Annotated in this window: 5 protein-coding genes; 3 read left to right on the top strand and 2 right to left on the bottom strand. The window is 59.5% G+C overall.

Translation table 11 applies throughout. From position 1 onward, the window contains the following. From AC1DWI_RS16460 to AC1DWI_RS16450, 3 genes are all read left to right on the top strand, one after another. The coding region (locus AC1DWI_RS16460) for a YcaO-like family protein (protein ID WP_477725228.1) at window positions 1–491 on the top strand (491 nt) is incomplete at its 5' end. Between the two features lie 29 nt (window positions 492–520). Next, complete coding sequence (locus AC1DWI_RS16455) at window positions 521–718, top strand: hypothetical protein (RefSeq protein ID WP_477671723.1); 198 nt, start codon at window positions 521–523, stop codon at window positions 716–718. Window positions 719–781: 63 nt separating this feature from the next. Continuing rightward, window positions 782–1396, top strand: coding sequence for a hypothetical protein (locus AC1DWI_RS16450; RefSeq protein WP_477671722.1), 615 nt, complete (start codon window positions 782–784; stop codon window positions 1394–1396). A 198-nt stretch (window positions 1397–1594) separates the two neighbouring features. Here the strand turns inward: AC1DWI_RS16450 and AC1DWI_RS16445 are convergent, their stop codons facing one another. Further along, window positions 1595–2599 carry a hypothetical protein gene (locus tag AC1DWI_RS16445; protein ID WP_477671721.1) on the bottom strand — a complete coding sequence of 335 codons (1005 nt, stop codon included), beginning with the start codon at window positions 2597–2599 and terminating at the stop codon, window positions 1595–1597. Between the two features lie 40 nt (window positions 2600–2639). Further along, window positions 2640–3713, bottom strand: a 1074-nt coding sequence (locus tag AC1DWI_RS16440; protein WP_477725227.1) for a YcaO-like family protein, incomplete at its 5' end; no start/stop codon positions are given.

The following is a 3713-nucleotide window of genomic DNA, read 5'->3' as shown; positions in this document are numbered from 1 at the left end:
ACGCCCAACACTTCACCACCATGGGAACCGCAGCCAGCGACAGCTTCGGGGATGCCGTCCACAGCGCGCTCGATGAGGTGGAGGCCCGGGTGTATGCCTGGATCCATGGCCACCTGCCTGGCATCAGCTCCCCAGACGAAGTCGAGACCACCGAGCATCACTTTGAACTTTATGGCCTCAAACGCTACTACCGGCGTGCCGACCGGGTGCTGTTTCCGGTCACCGCCTCCACCTCGACTCAGTGGYCCGAAAACTCATGCGAGACGTCACTTTCTACGCTGGTCAGGCGCTTTACGGCGCAAGGCCTGCGTCCCCTTGCGGTCGACATCACGCCCACGAAAAGCCATATCGACCAAGGTCGCACCCACCTTTCGGTGGTTAAGGCCCTCATCCCCGGTTTGCTGCCGATCTCGTTCGGTTATCAACGAGAGCCTCTGGGAATGGTTCCTCGTATCCACTCTGGATCGAAATTCCCGCATCCGTTTCCCTGATTTTTCAACCTGACTAAAGGAGTCATTTCATGCAAGAAAAAGCAAAGCCCCAGTCCGACGCGGCTTCCACGCAGAAGAAACAGGCCAGTCCAAAAGCGACTGGCGACAACACCAACGGCAGCGGCAGTGCAAGCGGCCGCTGGACTGCAGTTCATCGTGCACGCCTTCCCCACAAAGCCGGCTTGCCCCTGAGTTCCGGTGGCTGCGGCGACAACGTTAGCCGATAAATCATTGCCCAACCGCAGCGCATCGAGAGTGCCGGGTGAGCCCTGCGCTCAACGAGCTCCTCGATGCCTGCTTTCATCCCGACTATGCATACCAACAACCCGAACATCACAGTTATTGACGATTTACTGCCTGAAGCATTAATGACGTCCCTGATCGAGGCCGTCTCGTGGATGCCCATGCATTTCCTGAATCGATGGGAACGCTTTAAATCGCATGAGCTTGACATGCATTGGTACTACCCCGTTGCGTTCGCGGACGAGCCGTTTATCGATGATGTGGAGCCCAATATGCGCGCACTCGATGACACTCTCCAGTCAATCACGCAATGCTGGGACTTGATCAAGGCCAGCCATGATCACCCGGTACGACTGTACGAATGCATGATCAGCGCCAATACCTTCGGCACCGAAGGTCGGTTGCATCAGGATATAGGCGAAGCAGACAAGCGCCCCCTGCACAACACGGCGCTGGTTTACTGCAACCGGGAATGGAATGTGGCCTGGGCCGGCGAAACCCTTGTTTTCGATGAGCAGAACGAGATCACCGCTGCCGTCATGCCAAAGCCTGGCCGCATCATGAAGATCATCGGTGACCCGACGCATGTCGGCCGCTCGGTCTCCCGTATTTGCCCCACAGACCGGCGCGTCATCGTCTTCAAGTACTGGACCGTCAAGTAGCCGCCGGTGGGCATAGTATTAAATTGCATTGAAGCCGGTCCGCCCCTTGGAGTACTCATACGCCGTACCGGCGTGGCCGTGTCGTCAATCCCAGGCGTCCGGTGCGCGGCCCAAGCCAGATCAAGGCGACCCGGGACCATGTTGCGATAGAGGTTCCGGAACTTGGCCATTCGTGTTGCTGTCAGCGTTTGCACGACATCAACCGGGCAACAACTCACCCCCCGCCGTGCGATTGAAAATGTCACTCAACATGACGTCATAGCCCGAATGCGGAAACATGGGATGGGAATTCAGCTCGAGCCACCACAGCTGACCTTCGTCGTCGAGCACGGCATCTACCGAGTAGGCCAGGGGTGCCGGCCCGACTTCCTGCAAGGCAGTGCGCATCAGTGAACCCATTTGCGCAATCTGTTCGCCACACACGGTTTTTAATTCCGCCAAGGCGCTGCCGGCTTTGGCGCCCCCTTGGCGTGGTGCGAAGCTGCGGCCGTACCGGAAATCAATCCATATCTCTTGCCCGGCAGGCGGGACATCTGTGGGCGAGAAGCCCTGGTAGGCCATGCACGACACCAGTATTGCCTTGTCGGCCAGAATGTTGGCACCGACGTCCTGCCTGACTTTTGCTTCGGCCAGCGCGCCGGCTGTTGACACGCCATCGCCGATGACCTTGGCGTAGTCTTGCATGTCGGCGAAGAACGGTGTGTGGCCCCAGTACCAGATCTTCACGATCTTGCCGGCGACAAACTGTTCATGGAATGTGCCGGTATCAGAGCTGTCTGGCTCAAGGGGCGGCACCGGGACGGCTGCCAGAAATGGCCCCTGGATGTCGTAGCCGAACGAGCCTCGGGATTTTTTCCGGATGTAGCTTTGCGTCGGCTGCTGGCCCGGGGGCCACATTTGGGGCGTGCGAACACCGGCCTGGTCAAGGTGCTGCTTGAACAGCCGCTTTTCGGTAGAGAGCGGCGTGGAATAAGGCCTGTAAGGGCGCCATCCGCCAAATGCAATCACCGACTCCATCAGGTCTTCGATGTGAACCAGCTTGTTGCGGACAGACGCTGCAAAGATCGGGTAGAACCGGAAATACACGTTGGCACAGCGTATTTCCAGTTGCACGGTCTGAATGTCTATCTCAACCTTCGCGTCATGCTGGGCCGCCCATCCGCGCACAGCGCGGAAGTGGTCAAAAAAAGTAGGGAAGGCCATGAGTCCTCAGTCGTTGTCTATTGCGGGGGGCGACTTGTCGCTAGTTGAAAGGATGGGGGAACTTTCCCCCGGGTGCGATTTTCTCGTCCATGCCCAAAGGCAAACCGTCATACCCAAACCCTATGGGAATAGCGCCCGGAATCAGCACCCGCACCGAACGTATGACCTGACCATCAAGTGATTCGGGAGCCGCTCGCTGGGTTAAATCCACCCACACGGCCTTGGGGGGCCGTGGCGCGACCTGCAGCCTTTGCGCCAGGGTCGCGGGCCATGTTGCCTGCAGTTGCGCGAACCTCACCACGTCCCCCCCCTCAGTGATTGCCGCCGTCTTTAAATAGTGGGCCGGTTGCCTGAAGAGAAGACCGTGGTCTGTTGGCGTCTGCACCGCCTTCGGCGCCAGCCGCTTGGGCGGGCCGGATTTCACGGAGAGCAATCCGATGGTTTCTGCTTCGCTCAGCGCATGCGTGATGGATGCCTCCATAGAGCCGAAGCATGATGCCGCGATCACGGAAAATTGGTGGACGGCAGAAGCAATCGCGATAAAAATAACCGGCCCCCACGCGCCCGCGAAGACGCCGATGCGCAAGGTGCAGCCGCGCGCCTCCCAGCCGCGCGCCTTGGCCTGAATGCCGGCCGGAAGTGAATCGGGTGCCACCAGGCGGCCCGGGCGCTGTGCAAGCCAATGCCTGACGAAAGCATCCCGCTCAATCACTTCGAGGCCCGCGCGCTCAATCGCCACATCCAGCGATACGTCGCTGGCGCAGCCCGATGAGGTTTGCCGCATCAACATGCCGAACTCAGACGCTCGCGGCAGATTCGCCCCTGAAAAAACACAGTCGGCGGGCACCAGGAGCTTCTCATCGCTACCCAGGCAGTTTGCTTCAACCCAGAAGCGCTCGGCGTCGTCGCTGTAGGGCCGAATGCCCAGGCTCGCCTTGTCACGGTATTGCTTGTCCGAGAACCGGATCAGTTCGGTGGGGTTGAGCTTGCCGGCAAGCTCACAGCCTTTTTTGAGCAATAACCCGGCGGGCAGCTCGCGGTAGGCATGACGCTCGACCGCCTCCGACAGTGCCTTGGCACATGCCACCTTGACATCAACGGAACGCCCCCAGCC

The sequence above is a fragment of the Polaromonas sp. P3_C2 genome (assembly GCF_056402675.1).
The sequence above is the reverse complement of the archived record's forward strand: the minus strand, read 5'-3'. Positions and strand labels throughout refer to the sequence as shown.

What these genes read in the sequence shown, in the direction of transcription:
- AC1DWI_RS16455 (WP_477671723.1), top strand. Translation starts at nt 521, where the DNA reads ATGCAAGAAAAAGCAAAGCCCCAGTCCGACGCGGCTTCCACGCAGAAG.
- AC1DWI_RS16450 (WP_477671722.1), top strand. Translation starts at nt 782, where the DNA reads ATGCCTGCTTTCATCCCGACTATGCATACCAACAACCCGAACATCACA.
- AC1DWI_RS16445 (WP_477671721.1), bottom strand. Translation starts at nt 2,599, where the DNA reads ATGGCCTTCCCTACTTTTTTTGACCACTTCCGCGCTGTGCGCGGATGG.